Annotated in this window: 17 protein-coding genes; 11 read left to right on the plus strand and 6 right to left on the minus strand. The window is 59.3% G+C overall.

Going from position 1 to position 20,304, the window contains the following annotated elements; genetic code table 11:
* The 3 genes from SHIM_RS08845 to SHIM_RS08855 all read left to right on the plus strand — a co-directional run bounded on the left by SHIM_RS08845 (position 1) and on the right by SHIM_RS08855 (position 3,382).
* Positions 1–1,716: a DUF4153 domain-containing protein gene (locus tag SHIM_RS08845; RefSeq protein WP_054002296.1), complete on the plus strand. Its 1,716-nt coding sequence runs from the start codon at positions 1–3 to the stop codon at positions 1,714–1,716.
* Positions 1,717–1,780: 64 nt separating this feature from the next.
* Positions 1,781–2,368 carry a heme NO-binding domain-containing protein gene (locus SHIM_RS08850; RefSeq protein WP_054002297.1) on the plus strand — a complete coding sequence of 196 codons (588 nt, stop codon included), beginning with the start codon at positions 1,781–1,783 and terminating at the stop codon, positions 2,366–2,368.
* Between the two features lie 9 nt (positions 2,369–2,377).
* Positions 2,378–3,382 carry a diguanylate cyclase gene (locus SHIM_RS08855; protein ID WP_054002298.1) on the plus strand — a complete coding sequence of 335 codons (1,005 nt, stop codon included), beginning with the start codon at positions 2,378–2,380 and terminating at the stop codon, positions 3,380–3,382.
* On the opposite strand, the gene SHIM_RS08860 is transcribed toward SHIM_RS08855, so the two are convergent.
* Complete coding sequence (locus tag SHIM_RS08860) at positions 3,379–4,281, minus strand: LysR family transcriptional regulator (RefSeq protein WP_054002299.1); 903 nt, start codon at positions 4,279–4,281, stop codon at positions 3,379–3,381. The genes SHIM_RS08855 and SHIM_RS08860 overlap by 4 nt on opposite strands.
* Positions 4,282–4,482: 201 nt before the next feature.
* On the opposite strand from SHIM_RS08860, the gene xdhA reads away from it, so the two are divergent.
* The 3 genes from xdhA to xdhC are packed head-to-tail and all read left to right on the plus strand — an operon-like array spanning position 4,483 to position 9,079.
* Positions 4,483–5,952, plus strand: coding sequence for a xanthine dehydrogenase small subunit (xdhA, locus tag SHIM_RS08865; RefSeq protein WP_054002300.1), 1,470 nt, complete (start codon positions 4,483–4,485; stop codon positions 5,950–5,952).
* A complete protein-coding gene (gene xdhB, locus SHIM_RS08870) occupies positions 5,952–8,264 on the plus strand; it encodes a xanthine dehydrogenase molybdopterin binding subunit (protein WP_054002301.1) in 2,313 nt (770 codons plus the stop codon). The genes xdhA and xdhB overlap by 1 nt, the downstream gene beginning before the upstream one ends.
* Complete coding sequence (xdhC, locus tag SHIM_RS08875; RefSeq protein ID WP_054002302.1) at positions 8,261–9,079, plus strand: xanthine dehydrogenase accessory protein XdhC; 819 nt, start codon at positions 8,261–8,263, stop codon at positions 9,077–9,079. The genes xdhB and xdhC overlap by 4 nt, the downstream gene beginning before the upstream one ends.
* Positions 9,080–9,151: 72 nt before the next feature.
* Here xdhC and SHIM_RS08880 read toward each other — a convergent pair whose 3' ends face one another.
* Both SHIM_RS08880 and SHIM_RS08885 read right to left on the minus strand, forming a co-directional pair.
* Positions 9,152–9,556, minus strand: coding sequence for a DUF1801 domain-containing protein (locus tag SHIM_RS08880; protein ID WP_054002303.1), 405 nt, complete (start codon positions 9,554–9,556; stop codon positions 9,152–9,154).
* Positions 9,553–10,635, minus strand: coding sequence for an alcohol dehydrogenase family protein (locus SHIM_RS08885; RefSeq protein ID WP_054002304.1), 1,083 nt, complete (start codon positions 10,633–10,635; stop codon positions 9,553–9,555). The genes SHIM_RS08880 and SHIM_RS08885 overlap by 4 nt, the downstream gene beginning before the upstream one ends.
* Positions 10,636–10,810: 175 nt before the next feature.
* On the opposite strand from SHIM_RS08885, the gene selD reads away from it, so the two are divergent.
* Positions 10,811–12,991: a selenide, water dikinase SelD gene (gene selD / locus SHIM_RS08890; protein ID WP_054002305.1), complete on the plus strand. Its 2,181-nt coding sequence runs from the start codon at positions 10,811–10,813 to the stop codon at positions 12,989–12,991.
* On the opposite strand, the gene mnmH is transcribed toward selD, so the two are convergent.
* Positions 12,975–14,015, minus strand: coding sequence for a tRNA 2-selenouridine(34) synthase MnmH (mnmH, locus tag SHIM_RS08895; RefSeq protein ID WP_054002306.1), 1,041 nt, complete (start codon positions 14,013–14,015; stop codon positions 12,975–12,977). The two genes, selD and mnmH, sit on opposite strands and share 17 nt — an antisense overlap.
* Positions 14,016–14,135: 120 nt before the next feature.
* A complete protein-coding gene (gene paaZ / locus SHIM_RS08900; RefSeq protein WP_054002307.1) occupies positions 14,136–16,166 on the minus strand; it encodes a phenylacetic acid degradation bifunctional protein PaaZ in 2,031 nt (676 codons plus the stop codon).
* Positions 16,167–16,270: 104 nt separating this feature from the next.
* Here paaZ and paaI point away from each other — a divergent pair, with 104 nt between their 5' ends.
* The 4 genes from paaI to SHIM_RS08920 all read left to right on the plus strand — a co-directional run bounded on the left by paaI (position 16,271) and on the right by SHIM_RS08920 (position 19,223).
* A complete protein-coding gene (paaI, locus tag SHIM_RS08905; protein ID WP_054002457.1) occupies positions 16,271–16,696 on the plus strand; it encodes a hydroxyphenylacetyl-CoA thioesterase PaaI in 426 nt (141 codons plus the stop codon).
* A gap of 27 nt (positions 16,697–16,723) precedes the next feature.
* Positions 16,724–18,034: a phenylacetate--CoA ligase PaaK gene (paaK, locus tag SHIM_RS08910; protein WP_054002308.1), complete on the plus strand. Its 1,311-nt coding sequence runs from the start codon at positions 16,724–16,726 to the stop codon at positions 18,032–18,034.
* Between the two features lie 3 nt (positions 18,035–18,037).
* Positions 18,038–18,634: a TetR/AcrR family transcriptional regulator gene (locus tag SHIM_RS08915; RefSeq protein ID WP_054002309.1), complete on the plus strand. Its 597-nt coding sequence runs from the start codon at positions 18,038–18,040 to the stop codon at positions 18,632–18,634.
* A gap of 205 nt (positions 18,635–18,839) precedes the next feature.
* The gene (locus SHIM_RS08920) at positions 18,840–19,223 is read left to right on the plus strand and encodes a hypothetical protein (protein ID WP_152926499.1); all 384 of its coding nucleotides are present in this window, start codon (positions 18,840–18,842) and stop codon (positions 19,221–19,223) included.
* Between the two features lie 8 nt (positions 19,224–19,231).
* On the opposite strand, the gene SHIM_RS08925 is transcribed toward SHIM_RS08920, so the two are convergent.
* Positions 19,232–20,302 carry a 2Fe-2S iron-sulfur cluster-binding protein gene (locus tag SHIM_RS08925; RefSeq protein WP_054002311.1) on the minus strand — a complete coding sequence of 357 codons (1,071 nt, stop codon included), beginning with the start codon at positions 20,300–20,302 and terminating at the stop codon, positions 19,232–19,234.
* Between the last annotated feature and the right edge of the window lie 2 nt (positions 20,303–20,304).

Consider the following 20,304-nt stretch of genomic DNA (forward strand, 5'->3'; position numbering starts at 1 on the left):
ATGTATAGCGAAGACGGGCGAACCATGGCGGGACGCGTTGAGATGGCCATCGTTGGTGCGGCGGCGGGATTGGCGATGTGGGCGCTGGTGGACAAAGGCCGTGACATCGTCACGAACCCGCACGCGTATCTGGCAACGGTGTCCTTTGCCGCCGGTTTTTTTGCGATTCTTCTTGGGCTGAGCGGCCCGCATCGGGTGGCACGTGCAGCTTTGCCTGCGTTGCTGCTTGGTGGCATCGGCGCTCTCCTCATCACGTTGTCGGGGTTGCGGTTTGGCACACTGGACGAGATTGGACAGGCGGGGCATCCCATCGCGGGATGGGCTTTGTTTCTGTGTATCGCCACGCCGTTTGCAGCCGTCAGATTGGTGCAACACGAAAGCCTGACGGACTACGGCCGGCTGTTTGACACAAGCTGGAGCATTTTGGTGCGCTATTCAGCCGGTTGGTTGTTTTCAGGCATTTTCTTTGGCGTGGCGTTTTTGTCCCATGCCTTGTTGGACATTGTCGGCATCACGATCATCGAAGATCTTTTGGAACACGAGCCAGTCCTGTGGGCATTTGTTGGTTTTTCACTGGGGCTTGGCTTGTCAGTCGTGCACGAGCTGCGGCAATATTTGTCGCCTTACCTGTTGTTGCGGATGCTGCGCATGCTGGTGCCGGTGGTGCTGGTGGTGGTGGCGGTATTTGCTGCTGCGGCGCTGTTTCAGGGGCCGGATCAGCTGTTTGGCAGCCTCAGCCGCGCGGCAACCCTTTTGGCGGTCGCGCTGGTGATGATTTCTCTGATCACCATCGCGCTGGACCGCAGTGATGCGGATGCGTTTGAGCCGCGATGGATGCAACTGTCAACGGCAGCTTTGGCGATGCTCTTGCCGGTGATCGCGGCGCTTGCAACCTATGCGATCTGGCTGCGGGTGGCGCAATATGGCTGGACGCCGACGCGTCTGCTATCGGCGGCGGTGGCGTTTGTCATTGTGCTGCACGCGGTGGCGTATCTGGTGTGCGTTGTGATGGGCGCCGGCTGGATGGCGCGGGTGCGTCGGGCCAATGTCTGGATTGCGGGCGCGACCCTAGTTTCAATCGCGGCGTGGATGTCGCCGGTTTTGAATGCCGAGCGAATTTCCACATCAAATCAGATGGCACGGGCCGAAAGCGGCGCGGTGCGCCCTGATCAGGCGCCGCTTTGGGAAATGCAGCATGAGTGGGGTAAGGCAGGACGGGACGGGCTTGAAGCGCTAAAAGTCTCAGAAAATGTCGCGCTGGCTAAAGCCGCGGAAGAGGTATCCAAAGGACGGCGACCGGGCCGCGAAGATCAGCGGGCAGAAATGGTCCAGCAACTTTTGGAGGTTTTGGTTGTTTTGCCAGCAGGTGAACAGATCACTGCAGATCAGATTGGCAACATGAGCTCTTGGGAATTGGCCGAGTTTGAAGACTGCGGAGAAGACCCCGAGAACCGGTGTGTTCTGGTGTTTGGAGACTTTGGCGCGACCGTTGAAGGTCGGCAAGCGATTTTGCTGCAATCTGAACCGGGTCGGTCGTCCTGGCGGCGCTGGATGGTGACTTTCGATTCAAATTCAGTCGATTTCCAACGGCTCGCCAGCCGTTATTCCTTGACCAAGGCGCATATCCAAAGGCTTGTTGACGGGGACTATCGCGTGGCGCCTTCAAGCCTTAACTCTCTTTGGATTGGTGACTTTGAAATCTTACCGACCGAGTGACGGTGTTGTGACTTTGTTAACCTCAATATGGCTTTATCGATGCGAGAACGATTGAGGTGAGCAGATGCATGGTCTGATTAACAGAGCCATACAGTGTTTTGTGCGCGACAGTTATGGGCAGCGGCGTTGGGTGGATGTGACCCGTTTAGCCGGACTCGAAATTATTGATTTCGAAGCGATGCTGCAATACGAGGACAGCACAACAAAAGCGTTGGTCGCGGCCATTGCCAAAACTCTGCGTGTGCCCGAAGAAACCGTGCTCGAGGACTTAGGCACCTACCTCGTGTCCCACCCGAATGTCGAGGCGCTCAGGCGTCTTTTGCGGTTTGGCGGCGTGAATTTCGTTGAATTCCTCCATTCCCTGGATGATTTGCCCGAGCGCGCCAGGTTGGCCGTGGATGACCTGATAATACCGGGGTTGGAGCTTGAAGAACTCAGTCCTGACAGGTTTAGCCTGCGATGTTCATATGACTATGTCGGGTTTGGCCATGTTATCATCGGGGTTCTCAGAACGATGGCGGATGATTATGGTGCGCTTGTGTTCCTTGAACACAATGGCGTTAAAGACGGGGTTGAGGTCATCGATATAACGTTGATTGAAACTGCCTTTGCCAGTGGCCGTGAGTTCGATTTGGGCGCGCGTGCGGAATAGGGTGCGAGTATGACGGATACGCAAGACATGCTTCGGATGTTGGACGTTTTATGTCCAATGCACGTCCAATTGGACGCGAACGGACTGATTTCCCACGCTGGCCCGACGTTGCAAAAACTGTATCCGGACCTCGCGTTGCCGGGGCAAGGCTTTCTGGATGTCTTCGAGTTGAGCCGCCCCAAACGCATCACAAATATGGAAGGGTTGCTGGCAACCGCGGGGCAAAAATTGCACCTGCGCAAACGCTTGAAACCGCTCACGGGGCTCAAAGGGGTTTTGGTGCCAATGCCCATGACGGGGGGCGCGATGGTGAACCTTGGGTTTGGCATTTCGATTTTGGACGCCGTGAGCGACTATGATCTGAATGCTGCTGATTTTGCGGCAACAGATCTGACGATTGAAATGCTGTATCTGGTGGAAGCAAAATCCGCCGCGATGGAGGCGTCTCGCAAGCTAAACCTACGTTTGCAGGGGGCGATGATCGCCGCCGAAGAACAAGCGTTTACTGACACGCTGACCGGTTTGAAAAACCGTCGTGCGCTGGAACATATCCTTCCGCGTCTGGTCAAGGATTGCACGCCTTTCGGTCTGATGCAGGTCGATTTGGATTTCTTCAAGCAGGTGAATGATGCTCTTGGCCACGCGGCAGGCGATGCGGTTTTGCAACATGTAGCGCGCGTTTTGGTGGAGTCCAGCCGCGACGAGGATTGCGTTGCACGGGTTGGCGGGGATGAGTTTGTGTTGGTGTTTCGTGGCGCCACTGATCTCGAGATTATGGGACGTATTGCGGATCGTATTATTTCCGAAGTCGAAAACCCTGTGCCGTTCCGCGACACGATCTGCAAAGTATCCGCCAGCGTGGGCATCGCTATGTATTCAGGCTGCGGTGAGACCGATATGGATCAACTGCTGAGCGACGCCGACACGGCGCTTTATGCGTCCAAGCACGCGGGACGTTCGACGTATCGGGTGTTTGAACCGCAGATGCGCGACTCCGGTCCGTTGGCGGGTTAACGGGCAATGCGCTTGCGGCATTCACTCGACATGTAATCTACAAACAACCGGATTTTCGGGTCCTGAAATTTTCGATGCGGGTAGAGGCAGCCAAATGCGGCAGGCAGGGGAGGCGTTTCGGGCAGCACTTCGACCAAATCGCCAGCGTTCAGATGCTTCGCAACCTCAAACCGCACTTTGTTGGCGATTCCCGCCCCTTCCAGCGCCCATTGGGTCAGGACGTCGCCGTCATCCGCGTCAAACCGGCCCGTGGCCTCGATCTTGCGCGGTCCCTTGTCAGTTTGAAGGGTCCAAAAATACTCGGGCGATCGGGGAAAACGCAGCAGCAGGCAGTTGTGGGCTTTCAAAAGGTCATCAGGTGTTTTCGGGAGTCCGGCACGGGATAGATAATCCGGAGCGGCGACCAGAACGCGGTCGCAATCAGCAATTTTGCGCAGCTTGAAATTGCTGTCCTTCAGCTCCCCGAGCACAAAGGCCACATCGAGCCCGTCTTCTAGCAGGTCGACATTGCGATCAGAAAGCCGCAAGCGCACATCCACATCGGGGTAGGCCTCTGAAAACGCGGGGATTAACGGCGCGATGATGCGGCGACCAACCCCGAGCGGCGCGGTCACGCGGATGGTGCCTCGCGGGTGGTCAGAGAAGTCGGCAACCACGGCCTCGGCCTCCTCCAGCGCGAGGATCACCTTGCGGGCGTGGTCATAAAATACCTTACCAACTTCGGTGGGCGACAGGTTGCGGGTTGTCCGGTTGAAGAGGCGCGCGCCAAGGCGACCTTCCAATTCTTTGATGCGGTTTGAGGCCACCGCGGGTGTCAGGCGCAGATCGCGCCCACCCGACGTAATAGAGCCGAGTTCCACAACACGCACAAACACGCGCAAGCTTTCCAGATAAGGCATGATCTCTCTCCGCAGCGGTTTTCAGGGGCATCTTGCCCGATTTCACGCATTCTAGCAGTGAAAGAGGGGGCTATTTTCAATCAAATATTGAAATAGATTTGCAAAAACCCGCGTATCATCCCCCTATCAAGTGGATTTACACTGCCTGCAAGGGCGCCGTGGGTGCCGTCGGAATGCCAGCCTAAGAACAGGGAACAGCCAATGACGCAGGGCGCAAAGGTCCGCACCGAGATCCGTTTTGTCCTCAACGACCGAGAGATGCGGTTGCCGGATGTGGGTGCTGATGACACATTGCTGGATTTTCTGCGCATCGATCAGCGCCTGACCGGCACCAAGGAGGGCTGCGCCGAAGGGGACTGCGGCGCTTGCACGGTGTTGGTGGGTCGGCTGACGCCTGAGGGGCTGCGATATGAGGTGGTAAATGCCTGCATCCGGTTTCTAGCGTCGCTGGACGGCTGTCATGTCGTGACAATTGAATATCTAGGCGGGCCGAATGGAAGGCTTAGCCCGGTGCAGCAAGCCATGGTGGCCCATCACGGCAGCCAATGCGGGTTTTGCACGCCGGGCATTGTGATGTCGCTATATGCGCTGTGGATGGAACATGAGCGGCCCACAGTGCCGCAGGTCGAAGTCGCTTTGCAGGGCAATTTGTGTCGCTGTACAGGCTATGCCCCTATCATTCGGGCAGCGCAGGCAGTGACGGACTACGGAAGCGCCACTGCCGAACATTTGACGACAGAACGGGATGCGGTGACGGCCAAGTTACAAGGTATGCGCGACGGTGCGCGGGTCGAAGTTGCCAAGGACGAAAGTCGTGCGATCCTGCCTGCGGATGTGGATGATCTGGCCGCTGTTCTGGAGACTGAGCCGAACGCGACGATCATTGCAGGCAGCACGGATGTGGGGCTTTGGGTAACCAAATTTCTCAAGCGGATTTCTCCGGCGGTCTTTGTTGGTCACCTTGAGGGGCTGAAGTCCATCGAGGTCAACGAGGATGCGGTAACGTTTGGCGCAGGTGTGACCTATACCGAAGCGCAGGACGTGATTGCGCAGTATTATCCGCACCTTAGCGATTATTGGGACCGCATTGCGGGCTGGCAGGTGCGCAACATGGGCACGATTGGCGGCAATATCGCGAATGGGTCTCCTATTGGGGACACGCCACCGGTTTTGATCGCTTTGGGTGCGTCGATCACACTGCGTAAGGGCGAAGTGCGGCGGGTTCTGCGGCTGGAAGATTTCTTTGTGGCTTATGGAAAACAGGACCGCGCCGACGGTGAATTTGTCGAGAGTATCTCGGTGCCGCGTCTCATCTGTGGGTATCATGCGGCCTATAAGATTTCCAAGCGGCGCGAGGAGGATATCTCTTCTGTGGCTGTGGGCATGACCGTGCAAGTCGATGCGGGCGTGATCACCAAGGCAGTGCTGGCATTTGGTGGTATGGCAGCGACGCCCAAGCGCGCGGCATTGGCGGAGGCGGCGATGATCGGGCAGCCGTGGTCTGAGGCGGCGCTGTTGGCTGCTGCCGCGAAGCTGCCTGAAGATTTTCAGCCGCTGGATGACATGCGAGCATCGGCGGCTTATCGGATGAAAGTGGCGCAAAACTTGTTTCAGCGGTTCTGGCTGGAGCAATCCGGTGCAGAGGCGCAATTGATTGCGGAGGGCCTGTGATGACTGAGACAGTTTCCATCAAAGGCGGCGTTCACCGCGATCTGGCCCACGACAGCGCGGCCAAGCACGTGACAGGTGCTGCGGATTACACCGATGACATCGCTGAGCCCATCGGCACGTTGCACGCCTATTTCGGAACCTCGGGCGTGGCGCATGCGCGGATCACATCGGTTGATCTTGACGCGGTGCGCGCGGCCCCCGGTGTGGTGGGCGTGCTGACGGCACAGGACGTTCCCGGGGTTAACGATGTCAGCCCGACAGGGCGACACGACGAGCCACTTTTTGCCAAAGATACCATCGAGTTCTGGGGACAAGTTGTGTTCGCAGTTGTGGCCGAAAGCCGGGATGAAGCGCGTCGTGCGGCGGCTTTGGCGCAGATCAGCTATGAGACTTTAGCGCATGTCATCGAAGCGGATGAGGCCATAGCCAAGGGGTATCCGGATGTAACCGACCCCATGACCCTGCAACGTGGTGACATTGCCAAGGGGCAGGCCGAAGCGGCGCATCGTATCAAGGGGCATATGCGGATTGGCGGGCAGGACCACATGTATTTGGAAGGGCACATCGCCTTTGCCATGCCCGGAGAAGACGATGATGTGGTGGTGCATTGCTCCACCCAGCATCCCAGCGAAGCGCAGCATATGGTGGCGCATGTTCTGGGCGTGCCAAACAACGCTGTGGTGGTGAACGTGCGGCGCATGGGCGGCGGTTTTGGCGGCAAGGAAAGCCAGATGAACCAGTTCGCGGCTACTGCAGCTTTGGCGGCCAAGCGATGGAAAAGGCCGGTGAAAATCCGGCCAGACCGCGATCAGGACATGGAAAGCACCGGCAAGCGGCATGATTTTGTGGTCGACTATGATGTCGGGTTCGGGGACGATGGCCGCATCACAGCAGTGGACGCGCAATTTGCGGCGCGCTGTGGGTGGTCGTCGGACCTTTCGGGTCCTGTCACGGATCGGGCGCTGTTTCATGCCGACAACGCCTATTTCTACCCGCATGTGCGGCTGAAAAGTCGTCCGATGAAAACCAACACCGTGTCCAACACCGCCTTTCGCGGGTTTGGCGGGCCGCAGGGCGTCGTCGGCGCGGAGCGCATGATCGAAGAGATCGCCTATGCCTTGGGCAAAGACCCGTTGGAGGTGCGCAAGGCGAACTTCTATGGTGACACGGACCGCAATATTACGCCCTACCATCAAGAGGTTGAGGACAACGTAGTTGGGCGACTGGTGGATGAGCTTGAGCAGAGTTCCGACTATCAGGCGCGGCGCCAAGCGGTGTTGGATCACAACGCCAAGGGTGGCATTATCCGCAAAGGCATCTCACTTACGCCGGTGAAATTCGGGATCAGCTTTACCGCGACCTGGTTCAATCAGGCGGGCGCGTTGGTGCATGTCTATAACGATGGCTCGATTATGCTCAACCACGGCGGCACAGAGATGGGGCAGGGGCTAAACACCAAGATAGCCCAAGTGGTGGCCGAGGCGTTTCAGGTTGATATTGACCGGATCAAGATCACCAAGACGACAACCGAGAAGGTGCCGAACACCTCTGCAACGGCGGCCTCATCCGGCACCGATCTGAACGGAATGGCGGCGCTGGATGCGTGTGCGCAGATCAAGGCGCGGCTGGTGTCGTGGGCGGCTGAGGCGTGGGATGTGGCAGAGGACGCCGTGATTTTTGTCGCCAATGCGGTGCGCGTTGGAAAACAGGAAATCGCGTTTAACGAATTTATCTCAAAGGCTTACATGGCGCGTGTGCAGCTATCGGCGGCCGGGTTTTACAAGACCCCGAAAATCCATTGGGATCGTGAAAAGGGTCAGGGGCGGCCGTTTTACTATTTTGCCTATGGCGCGGCTGTGGCGGAAGTGTCGGTGGACACGTTGACCGGCGAATACCGCGTGGATCGGGCTGATGTGCTGCACGACGTGGGCAAGTCGCTGAACCCTGTATTGGACAAAGGTCAGGTTGAAGGCGCCTTTGTGCAAGGTTTGGGCTGGCTGACATCGGAAGAACTGGTCTGGGACGACAAGGGGCGGCTCAGAACCCATGCGCCAAGCACCTACAAAATTCCGTTGGCGGGCGATATCCCTCTGGAATTTAACGTGAAATTGGCGGATTGGTCCGAAAACCGCGAGTTGACGATCAAGCGATCCAAAGCGGTGGGCGAGCCGCCGTTCATGTTGCCGATCTGCGTGTTCGAAGCGCTCGGCATGGCGGTGGCGTCGGTGGCAGACTATCGCGAATGCCCGCGGCTGGATGCGCCAGCAACGCCGGAACGGGTGTTGATGGCTGTGGAGCGGTTGAAGGCATGAAACCCGCGGATATCATAGCGTTTTTGCAAAGCGATCTCCCTGTTGTAGAAGTGTCGCTTGCGCGTGTGCGGGGATCATCGCCACGTGAGCAAGGCGCTGTGATGTATGTGTCGAACGCGGGTATGGCGGGCACAATTGGTGGCGGTCAGTTGGAGTATATGGCGCTGGATGAGGCGCGTAAGTTGCTGAAATCAAATGGCAATGCTGCGATTATGGATGTGCCGCTGGGACCGGAGATTGGTCAGTGCTGCGGTGGTCGGGTCGAGATTTCCCTGAGCGTGATGGACGCGCATGCGCGGGCCGCGGCAACGGCGCGGGCCGCGGCAGACGCCGCCGCTTTGCCGCATGTTTATGTGCTGGGAGCAGGGCATGTGGGGCGGGCTTTGGTCAATGTGTTTCAACACATGCCGGTGGCGTGCCATCTGGTGGACAGCCGCCCGGAAGAGCTGGGCATGAGCCAGGCTGATGTGGCCAAATCCCTGACAGCGTTGCCAGAATCTTTGGTGCGCTTAGCCCCAAAAGGCAGCGTTTTCATTGTGTTGACCCATGACCACGCGCTTGATTTTCTATTGGCGGCTGAGGCTTTGGCGCGCGGGGATGCGGCCTATGTCGGCATGATCGGATCGGCCACGAAACGCAGCAAATTTACCAGTTTTGCCAAAGCACAGGAGTGTGTGGACGCGCAGGCATTGGTCTGCCCTATCGGCGCCATGGGCAGCGGTGACAAGCGCCCCGAAGTGATCGCAGCTGCGGTGGTGGCAGAGGTGATGGCGGTTTTGACGGCCACATCTGTTGTGGCGCCCGTAACGAGCTGAAACTTCGAAAAAACAGGTTCGGTATCGCGTCGGTATTGCGACTGTAACGCGTCGGTGCCGTTTTCGTCCCGCTTAGCGGCGATAGGTCAAGGCCAGGGCAATGGCGTGACGCAGTGCGTCTGTATCGAGCGGCGCATCCAGTGGCACAAAAAGCGCGCGACTGCCGTCGTAGGTGAATGCATCGCCAAAACGCTCGCGCCACGCCTCGACCACGGTTGTCTGGCAATGCACCAGCATGGCGATGCGGTCTGGCGCATCAGCGGACCAGCCAAGACGGATCGGAGTGCCGTCGCGTTTGGGCGGCGCAAAACTGGGTTGGCCCCATTTCAGGCTTTCCTCAATCGGCAAGGCACCGGTTTCGGCGGCCGTGTCACAGATCAAATCCCGCAAAGCCCGCATGCCATCCTGCGGCGCCTTTGGAAGCGCCGCAATCGCCGGAGCAATCTGGGCCGGCAAGGGGGTTGCGGTTTTGGTCATGGCAGCACAACGATGTTGCCGGTGTGCTTTTTGTCGATGAAAGCCGACTGCGCGTCTTTGAGATCCGCCAACGGATAAGACGCGGCAAGTGCGGGGCGAATGTCGCCTGCCTCGATATAGCGGATCAGATTGGGCATGACCGACAGGTCGATCACAGTGGATCCGGTGAACGTCAGGTCGCGCAGATAAAGCGTGCGCAAATCGAGTTCGACCATCGGGCCTGCAATCGCGCCCGATGTGGTCAAGCGACCACCGCGTTCCAGCATGTCCACCAGAGATGGCCAAAAGTCGCCGCCAACTACGTCGGCCAGCACGGTGATCTTTTCGTCGCCAAGGGCTGCGCGCAGGTTGTTGGGGGCACGTGGCAGGACGACGTCCGCGCCAAGGGCGGCGACGTCGGCGTGTTTTGCCTCTGATGCCAGCGCGATCACCCGCGCGCCGCGCCGCTTGGCCAACTGGATCACCGCGCCGCCAACCCCGCCCGAGGCGCCGGGCACCAGCACCGTGTCCGCTGCTGTGACGTGCGCGCGTTCCAGCATGCCTTCGGCGGTAGAGTAAGAGCAGGAGAATGTCGCCAGTTCCGCGTCCGACAGGGAGCAGTTTACAGCCAGCGCGTTGCGGGCAGGCATGACGGTGAACTGGGCGAAGCCGCCATCCATTTCAGACCCGAAATAGCCGGTTTTGTTTTTGTCCTGAAGGTCATCGGGATCGCGGATCCAGCAATCGGTGATGATGCGCTCGCCGATGCGGGCCATATCGACGCCTTCGCCCACGGCAACAATTGTGCCGCAGACATCCGCGCCCTGGATGCGAGGGAAGGTGATCGGCGCCCCGCCCCAGCTGGGATCATCACCATCGGGCGATTCATCGGTGGCGGTTTCGGTGGCGCCGGTGACGGCCTTGGAATACCAACCCGCACGTGTGTTCACGTCGGTGTTGTTCATCCCGCATGCGCCGACGCGCACCAGCACCTGACCAGCGGCGGGCGTCGGCACGGGCCAATCGGTGCGCCATTCATACGCGTCCAGATCGCCGTGGCCGGTGAGAATCATCGCGTTCATGGTGGCGGGCAGGGTCATGGCTGTGTCCTTTGCGTTCTGTTGGGCGTGAGAAAACCACGGTGAGGGCAAAACTGATATACCGAAAACGACACGGTCGCATAAAGCCTGCGTTATGGCCCGAGCAGCTCTCCCGTTTCCATTGCACGCGGATTACGATATCGCAAAGCAACCCCAGTTTAGCCGGACATCGATCATGCACAATACGCTTCCCCTGACCCGCGACCTTGTCCTTGTGGGCGGTGGCCACACCCATGCGCTAATGCTGCGGATGTGGGGGATGAAACCGTTGGCCGGTGCGCGTCTGACGTTGATCAATCCGGGGGCAACTGCGCCATATTCTGGCATGTTGCCGGGCCATATTGCGGGGCATTACACGCGCGACGCGTTGGAGATTGACCTGGTTCAGTTGGCCCGGTTTTCTGGCGCGCGTCTGATTATGGCGCCGGCCACAGATATTGATCCGGAGGCCAAAACCATAAGCGTCGCGGGGCGCGGCAAGATTGCCTACGATGTGGCCTCGCTGGATGTGGGCATTCACGGGAAAATGCCTTGGGTTTCGGGGTTTCCACAGTATGGCGTCGGGGCCAAACCGCTGGATGTCTATGCCGCGAAATGGGCGGCGTTTCTTGAGCGGGCATCTGGAGAGATCACGCCTGATGTCGCCGTGATTGGCGGCGGCGTGGCGGGCGTGGAATTGGCATTGGCGATGGCACATGCGCTCAAGGCCAAAGGCGCTGTGCCCAAGGTGCATGTGATCGAGGCGTCCGATCAGATCACGCGCCAGACAGCAGGCGCGGAGGCACCGTTGCGCAAAGCCATGGCGCGGTTGGGCGTCAAGGTTCTGACGCAAGCGGCGGTGGCGGAGGTCACAGCCGATGCGGTGATCTTGGCGGACGGACGCCGCGTGGCCAGCCATTTCATCGTGGCGGCAGCAGGCGGGTTTGCCCATCCGTGGGTGGCGAACGCGCCTTTGCCGTTGACCGAGGACGGGTTTGTGCGCGTGGATCACCGCCTGTTGGCCGAAGGGTTTGACGATCTGTTTGCTGCGGGCGATTGCGCCGAATTGGTGGACACGCCGCGCCCCAAAGCAGGGGTGTTTGCGGTGCGCGCCGCGCCGGTACTGGCACACAATTTGCGGGCCGCGTTGACGGGCGCAAAGATGCAAAAGTTCAAGCCGCAGGAAGATTACCTCAAGCTGATTTCGTTGGGCGGCAAGAAGGCGTTGGCGGCCAAATGGGGGCGGACGTTTGCAGCAACCGGGCTAAAGGCGCCATTGTGGCGTTGGAAAAATCACATAGACCGTAAATTCATGCACCAGTTCGTCAATCTGCCGCAGATGGCGGGACCCAAACCGCCGCGCGACGTGGCGCTGGGGCAGGCGGCAACGCAGCCGCTGTGTGGCGGCTGTGGCTCCAAGGTGGGCGCCGCCACCTTGTCAGAGGCTTTGTTAGGTTTGCCGCGCGCAGGCCGCTCAGATGTGCTGGCGGGCCCCGGAGATGACGCGGCAGTTTTGCGCGTGGGCGGGGCAGAGCAGGTGGTGACAACCGATCATCTGCGCGGATTTATCGAAGATCCGGGTCTGATGGCGCGGATTGCGGCGGTGCATGCGCTGGGCGATATCTGGTCGATGGGGGCGGTTCCGCAGGCGGCGTTGATGTCGATCACTCTGCCGCGCATGGCAGAGCCATTGCAGGCCCGCACGATGGCGGAGATTTTGCGTGAAGCTGGCGAGGTGTTGAGCGCTACAGGTGCCGAGATCGTCGGGGGGCATTCCGCGATGGGCGCAGAGTTGAGCATTGGGCTGACGCTCACCGGATTGTTGGACGGGCCGGCCATCACCAACGCAGGTGGGCGGGCCGGAGATGCATTGATTTTGACGCGACCGATCGGGTCCGGCACGGTCTTGGCAGCGGAGATGCAGGGCAAGGCACGCGGACGCGATGTGGCGGCGATGTTGGCGGTTATGGCGACACCACAAGGCGACGCAGCGGATGTCTTGCAAGGCGCAACTGCGATGACCGATGTGACCGGCTTTGGTCTGGCGGGGCATTTGATGGCGATTTGCCGCGCGTCAGGGGTGGCGGCGGACATCAATCTGGGCGCGGTGCAGACCTATGCGGGGGCAGAGGCGCTCGCGGCGGCGGGGCATCGCAGCACGATCTATCAAAACAACGTGGATGCCGCGCCGGTTGTTGGCGAGGATAGCGCCAAAGCCGCGTTGTTGCACGATCCGCAGACGGCGGGTGGCTTGTTGGCGGCTGTCGCAGCGGATCAGGCGGCGGCGCTGGTGGCGCAGCTGCGCAGTCTGGGGCATGACGCGGCGGTGATCGGGCGGCTCAAAGAGGGGGCGGCGTCGATCACTCTGACGCAATGATTTTAGCGGCGGTGGCAGCGAGGGTGTCCTCAGACAGATCCGGCAAATCAAGCGGCTGCGCATTCGGCGCATGCGCGCGCGAGATGCGGGTGTAGCGCGGATCATAGTGGGTTTCGATCAGCTGTTGCGCCAAGGTTTTATAGTCGCCCGCGAGTGCCAACGCGTTCCAAGCCTCGACCTGTTCATGGCCATGATATCGCGTGAGTTGGCCAAGGATATCGGTCAACCGGTCACTGTCGGCAATCATGTCAGGATAAGCGGTCAACAGATGGCTGGTGCGGGCCGCAAGAGGCGCGCTCACGCGCAGATTGGGCGCGGCGATCATGGCTTGCCACAGCACCGGCGAGATGATCAGGCGCCCGATTTTGGAGCTTTCGGCCTCGACGTACACCGGACGATCAGGTGTCAGTTTGGCCATGCCCATCGCCAGACGGCTTTCGAAGGCTTTCTGGCTGGGTTGCGTGTCGCTCATCGGGCCAAACAGAGAGCCGCGATGCTCGGCCATGGCCTCAAGATCCAGCATCTGCGCGCCTTGCTCTGCCAGGTGGTGGAGCAGGCGGGTCTTGGCGGTCCCTGTGCCGCCGTCGATGACCACAACGGGGCAGGGCATCTCGGCGTCATAGAGCGCTTTGGAGACCATGCGGCGGTAAGATTGATATCCGCCCTCGACCGTGTCCGCGCGCCAGCCGATCTGTTTGAGAATAATCGCAACCGAGCCTGAGCGTTGCCCGCCGCGCCAGCAATAGACCAGAGGTTTCCAGCCGCCGGGGCGGTCTGACAGCGGGCCCTCGAGGTGGTCTGCGACATTGCGGGACACCAAAGCCGCGCCTACTTTTCGGGCTTTAAAAGGGTCTTCCTGAACGTAGATCGTGCCCACGTGGGCGCGTTCTTCGTTGGTGAGCGCAGGCAGCGAGATGGAACCGGGAATGTGGTCTTCGGCATATTCTGCGGGGGAGCGGACGTCGATGATCTCGTCAAACGGCAGAGAGGCGAGGTCGGAAAGCTGTGTCAGGGCGAGAGGCATGCGAGCATCCGGTCATCAGGGTTGGTTCTGAGTAGCGGGAATGCCGTGCAAGTGGAAGAGCGGAGGTGTCATGCATTAGGCCTGAGGCGCGGCCCGCGGCTTGCGCCGCGGGCCAACGGATCAGAAAGCCACCATTGTCAGCAACTCATATTCGGCAACTTGCTCGTCGTCCTGATTGGTCAGGGTCACGTGCCAGCGGACTTCGCCGTATTCGTCATTGCGTTTGGTCTTTTTCTTGACTGTCAGGCGCACTTTGATGGCGTCACCGGCGGACACCGGTTTCATGAACCGCAGAGCGTCAAGGCCGGTGTTTGCCAGCACGGGGCCCTCGTTGGGTTCGACAAACAGACCAGCGGCGAAGCTGAGCAACAGGTAGCCATGCGCCACACGACCCGGGAAGAACGGGTTTCGCTTGGCGGCGGCGTCGTCCATGTGGGCATAGAAGGTATCGCCGGTGAAGGTGGCGAAGTGTTCGATGTCGTCCAGCGTCACCGTGCGAGGCGCGCTGTTGAGGGTTTCCCCAACCGCCAGTTCGCCAAATTTGCGGGTGAAGGGATGCGCGCCTGCGGATGTTTCTGCGGCGCCTGCCACCCATTGGCCCGTCACGCCGGTAAGAATGTCGGGGCTGCCCTGAATGGCGGTGCGTTGCATGAAGTGTTTCACGGCGCGGATGCCGCCCAACTCTTCGCCGCCGCCTGCGCGACCGGGACCGCCGTGTACCATGTGCGGCAACGGAGACCCGTGGCCGGTGCTTTCGCCCATGCTGTCGCGGTTGTTGAAATAAAGACGACCATGAAAGGCGCCTGCGCCAAGCGCGACGTCGCGGGCGACCTCGGTGTTATGGGTGATGACGGAGGCCACAAGCGAGCCTTGGCCGCGATTTGCCAGCGCGATGGCGTGATCCAGATCGCGGTAGCCCATGATGGTTGAGACAGGACCGAAGGCTTCGGTGTCATGCACGGCTGTGGCGGTGTCGGGCTGGTCGCAGAAAAACAGCATCGGCGGGACGAAGGCGCCTTTGTCGGGGTCGGCCCCCTGCACGGCAAAATCGTCGGGATCGCCATAAACGCGGGTGGCCTCGGTCGCGAGATGCGCGGCCTTTTCCAGCACGTCGCGTTTCTGGCCCGAAGACACAAGCGCACCCATGCGGGTGGTTTCAAGGCGGGGATCACCGATCACGGTTTTGTCGAGTTGGGCTGAAAGAGCGTCAATCACCGCCTCGGTGACGCCTTCGGGCGTGATGATGCGGCGGATCGCGGTGCATTTCTGGCCCGCTTTGGTGGTCATTTCGCGGCTGACTTCTTTGATGAAAAGATCAAATTCCGGCGTGCCAGATAGAGCGTCGGGCCCAAGGATCGAGCAATTCAAGCTGTCAGCTTCGGCTGTGAAACGCACGGAATTTCCAAGGATCAGCGGGTTTGAGCGCAGTTTTAACGCAGTGTCGGCGGAGCCTGTGAAGGCCACGGCATCCTGACAAGTGAGATGGTCGAGCATGTCGCCCAAACCGCCGGAGACAAGCTGTAGCGCACCGTCGGGCAGGATATTGCTTTCCGCCATGATACGTACGGCGAGTTCGGTGACATAGCAGGAAGACGTGGCGGGTTTTACAATGGCCGGAACCCCCGCGAGCAAGGTGGGGGCGAGCTTTTCCAGCATGCCCCAAACCGGAAAGTTGAAGGCGTTGATGTGCACTGCGACGCCTTGCAACGGGGTGCAGATGTGTTGACCCAGAAAGGTGCCGTTGCGCGACAGCTGCTCGATCTCGCCATCTACATAGATCTGCGCGTCCGGCATTTCTTTGCGACCTTTGGAGGCAAAGACCATCATGGTGCCGATGCCGCCGTCGATGTCGATCAGGTGATCGGCCTGCGTGGCGCCGGTGTCAAAGGAGAGCTGATACATAGCGTCGCGGTGTTCGCGCAGATGCAGCGCCAACGCTTTGAGCATGCGCGCGCGGTCATGAAAGGTCATTTTGCGCAAAGCAGGGCCGCCCACGTCACGCGCATAGGCCAGCATGCCTTGCACATCCAGCGCGTCGTTGCCTGCAGTTGCAATCACGTCGCCGGTGATCGCAGAGGCAATATTTCGCGCACCAGACCCGGGCGCGACCCACGCACCCTTGGCAAAACTGGAAACATTTTGAATGGTCATAACGTGCTCTCCCCTTGACGACTCAGCCGTGTTGCGCATTTATTGACCAACCGGTCGGTCAATGCAAGTGATCAGCTGGCGCAACGGAGGATAACATGACGAATTTGACAGGTCAGGAGCGGGCGGGAGCGTCAGCCCAAGCGATGTGGGAATCTGACCGTGCGAGCCAGTTTCTGGGCATGCAGATTTCTGAAGTTCGCGAGGGGCAGGCGACGCTGACGATGACGGTGCGGCCGGAGTTCTGCAACGGGCATGGTATCTGTCATGGCGGGCTGACGTTCACGCTGGCAGACAGCGCCTTTGCCTTTGCCTGCAACAGCCGCAATCAGGCGACTGTCGCCCAGCACAACCAGATCAGTTTTCTCGCACCAGGGCGGGAGGGGGACGTGCTGACAGCGCATGCCCGCGAGGTGTCGCTGACCGGACGCAGCGGGCTTTATGATGTGACGGTGACCAACCAAGACGCAGTGGTCATTGCTGAATTCCGTGGCGCATCCCGCGCGATCCGTGGACAGTTGTTTGAAGAATAAGACGCATTCGTGCGGAGGAGAACGATCATGAAAGACCTGTCACCACGGCCCGAGGAGCTGGACCCGATTGAGATTGCATCGGCGGATGAAATTCGTGGGCTGCAACTGGACCGGTTGAAGTGGTCGCTGCGCCATGCCTATGACAACGTGCCGATGTACAAGGCGCGCTTTGACGAGGCAGGTGTGCATCCGGATGACCTCAAGTCATTGAGTGACTTGTCGAAATTTCCTTTCTCCAACAAGGATGACTTGCGGGCGAATTATCCCTTTGGCCTGCTGGCGGTGCCCCGCAACAAGATTATGCGGCTGCATGCCTCCTCTGGCACCACGGGCAAACCCACGGTGGTGGGCTATACCGCGAAAGACATCGACATCTGGGCCGACCTGATGGCGCGCAGCTTGCGAGCGTCCGGTCTTCGGGCGGGTGACATGGTGCACAACGCTTATGGCTACGGCCTGTTTACCGGCGGGTTGGGCGCGCATTATGGCATTGAACGGCTGGGCGCGACGGTTGTGCCGATGTCGGGCGGGCAGACGGACAAGCAGGTCGGGCTGATCACTGATTTCCAACCTGACGGAATAATGGTGACGCCGTCTTATATGCTCAACATCCTTGAGGCGTTCCACAAAGCGGGACTGGACCCGCGTGAGAGTTCGCTGAAGGTGGGTGTTTTTGGAGCGGAGCCGTGGACGGACAGCATGCGAAAAGAGGTCGAGGCCGCCTTTGATATGCATGCGGTGGATATTTACGGGCTGAGCGAGATCATGGGGCCGGGGGTTGCCAACGAATGTGTGGAAACCAAAGACGGGCCGGTGATCTGGGAGGACCATTTTTATCCTGAGATTATTGATCCGGCGACAGGTGAGGTGTTAGAAGACGGCCAAGAGGGTGAGCTGGTGTTTACGACGCTGACCAAAGAGGGGCTGCCGATGATCCGCTATCGCACCCGAGACCTGACCCGGCTGATGCCTGGCACGGCGCGGTCGATGCGGCGCATGGCGAAAATCACCGGGCGCAGCGACGACATGATTATCCTGCGCGGCGTGAACGTGTTTCCCAGTCAGATTGAGGAGCAGGTCCTCGCGACGGGGGGGCTCGCGCCGTACTATCAGATCGAACTCTTTAAGTCGGGTCACATGGACGCAATGCGCGTCATGGTTGAAGCCACGCCGGATGCCGCCGATAATTTGTCAAAAACGGCCTCTGCGCGCATGTTGTCCAAGAGAATTAAAGATATCGTAGGAGTTTCCACCGAAATCATCGTAGGAGACTCAGGCGATGTCGAACGCAGCCAAGGCAAGGCGCGTCGGGTCGTCGACAACCGAGACAAGGAGTGAGTTGTGGCGCGAACTATTGCAAAAGACCACGATCAGAAACGTAGCCATATTCTGGACACGGCGGCAAAGAAGTTTGCCACCGAAGGTTATGATCGTGTGTCGATGACCAAACTGGCCGAGGCCTGTGGAGTGTCCAAAGCCACGATCTATCATTACTACACCAGCAAAGAAGCGATCCTGTTTGACGCGCTGGACACCTATCTGTGCGATCTGCGCGATCGTATTTGTGGTCTGGATGTGACGTTTGAGGCGCCGGAAGAGGCGCTGTATCACGTCGTTCGCGAAATCCTCACCGCTTATGAAGGGTCTGACGAAATCCATCGGGTGCAGGCCACAAACCTTGCCAACCTGAGCCCGAAGCAGCAGGCGATCCTCAAGGCGTATCAGCAAGACCTCGTGCAGTTCATGAGCGATGTGGTTGAACGCAACGCCAAAGAAATGTTTGCGCAAGACCAAGTCAAATTGCGTGGCATCACCATGTCGATTTTTGGCATGCTCAACAGCTATTATATATGGGAACATGCCGCGACACGCGAAGAGCGCGAAGCCTATGCGCTTTTGGTCACCGACATTTTGTTGCGCGGTGTGCGCGGGCTTTAACTCCCGGTAAGTCTGATGTGAATTTCTTAGGCCGGAGGGGTTCCTTCGGCCTTTTTTGCGCGCGCGTGGGGGGGAATGGCAGGTTGGATATCAGGGCCCGCCAGCGAGTGATCCGATCGACATGCCATGCTGGTAGAAAAATAAGCTTTGTGAGGACATAGTTCGCGGGTATTTTGTTTGGATTGAAAAAAGCAATTGGTGAAAAATGTTTCATAGACCTGTTTTAGGAATGGCGGCAGCTGCTGCTTTGAGTCTGATGCCTGTGGCGGCAAAAGCTGACCCGTCTTTTGGCTTTGGGATAAGCTTTATTATTGGCGGAGACGTTTCCGTCGGCGTTCGGGTGTTTTCTGATGACGAGGCAGAACGCGGCGCGTTGGCGCTGGGTTTGGATTACAAGCTGCGCAGCAAGGCATGGCGGCCCAACATCGGCGCGGCATATCTGGACGAGGATTTCTACGTCGATCTCAACCTTGGTCTTGATCTGTCCACCAACGAGCTGGATTACGGGATCGGGCTGGGGCTGACCAGCGGCGTTAACGCGCCTGTTGCGGTCACACCGCCGTCGCCGCGGCCGTCTCCGGGTGCCTGAACAAGTGTTTACTGATCGTAATCAACCACAACCTTGTCTGTCAGCGGGTAAGATTGGCACGACAGGATAAAGCCTTTTTCGACCTCATAGTCCTCCAACGCATGGTTGGCGGCCATTTCGACCTCGCCTTCGATCAGGCGGCATTTGCAGGTGGAGCAGACCCCCGCCTTGCAGGCATAAGGCGCGTCCAATGTGTTGGCGCGGGCGGCGTCCAGCACCGAGGTGTCACGGTCCATCTCGATGGTCTGCGTGGCGCCTTCCAGAGTGATCTGGGCAGTGACGGGCTTGGTGGAGGCATTGGCGCTGTTGGCTTTGCGTTTGGCGCGCCCTGGTTGGCCGGAGGCAAAGAGTTCGAACTTGATCTGCTCTTCCGACAGGCCGTGGTCCTTGAGTGCCTTGGCGATGCCCAGCATCATCGGTTCGGGACCGCAAATAAAGGCGGTGTCGACCGAGGCGATATCGATCCAGCCGGTCTGAAACAGCTGGGCGCATTTTTCTTCGGTCACCATGCCGGTAAACAGGTCGATTTCCTGCGCATCGGTTTCCAGCACGTGGATCACGTTGAAGCGACCCATGTAGGTGTTTTTCAGGTCGTCGAGTTCCTCGCGGAACATGATCGTGGAAACGCCCTTGTTGGCGTAGATCAGGGTGAAGCTCGACTGCGGCTCACGCGCGAGCGTGGTTTTGATCAGCGACAGAACCGGCGTGATGCCGGAGCCGCCGGCAAAGCCGAGGTAAGTCTTGTCCGCATCGGCATTTAGGGCCGTGAAGAAGCCGCCCATCGGGGGCATGGCTTGCACGGTGTCGCCCACCGCAAGCTCGGTGTTGGCCCAGGTCGAAAACGCACCGCCGTCAACGCGTTTGATGCCGACCTGAAGGACGCCGTCGTCTTTGCCTGCGCAGATCGAATATGAGCGGCGCAGTTCCTCGCCGTCGAAATCGCGCTTGAACGTCAGGTATTGGCCTTGGGTGAAATCAAATTCCTTGGCCGCGCCGTTAACAGGGGCCAGCGTGACCACAACGGCGTCGCGGATGGTCTTGTGGATGTTGGTCACTTCGAGGTCGTGAAAGCGCGCCATGT

The organism is Shimia sp. SK013 (assembly GCF_001292625.1).
Lineage (GTDB): Bacteria > Pseudomonadota > Alphaproteobacteria > Rhodobacterales > Rhodobacteraceae > Shimia.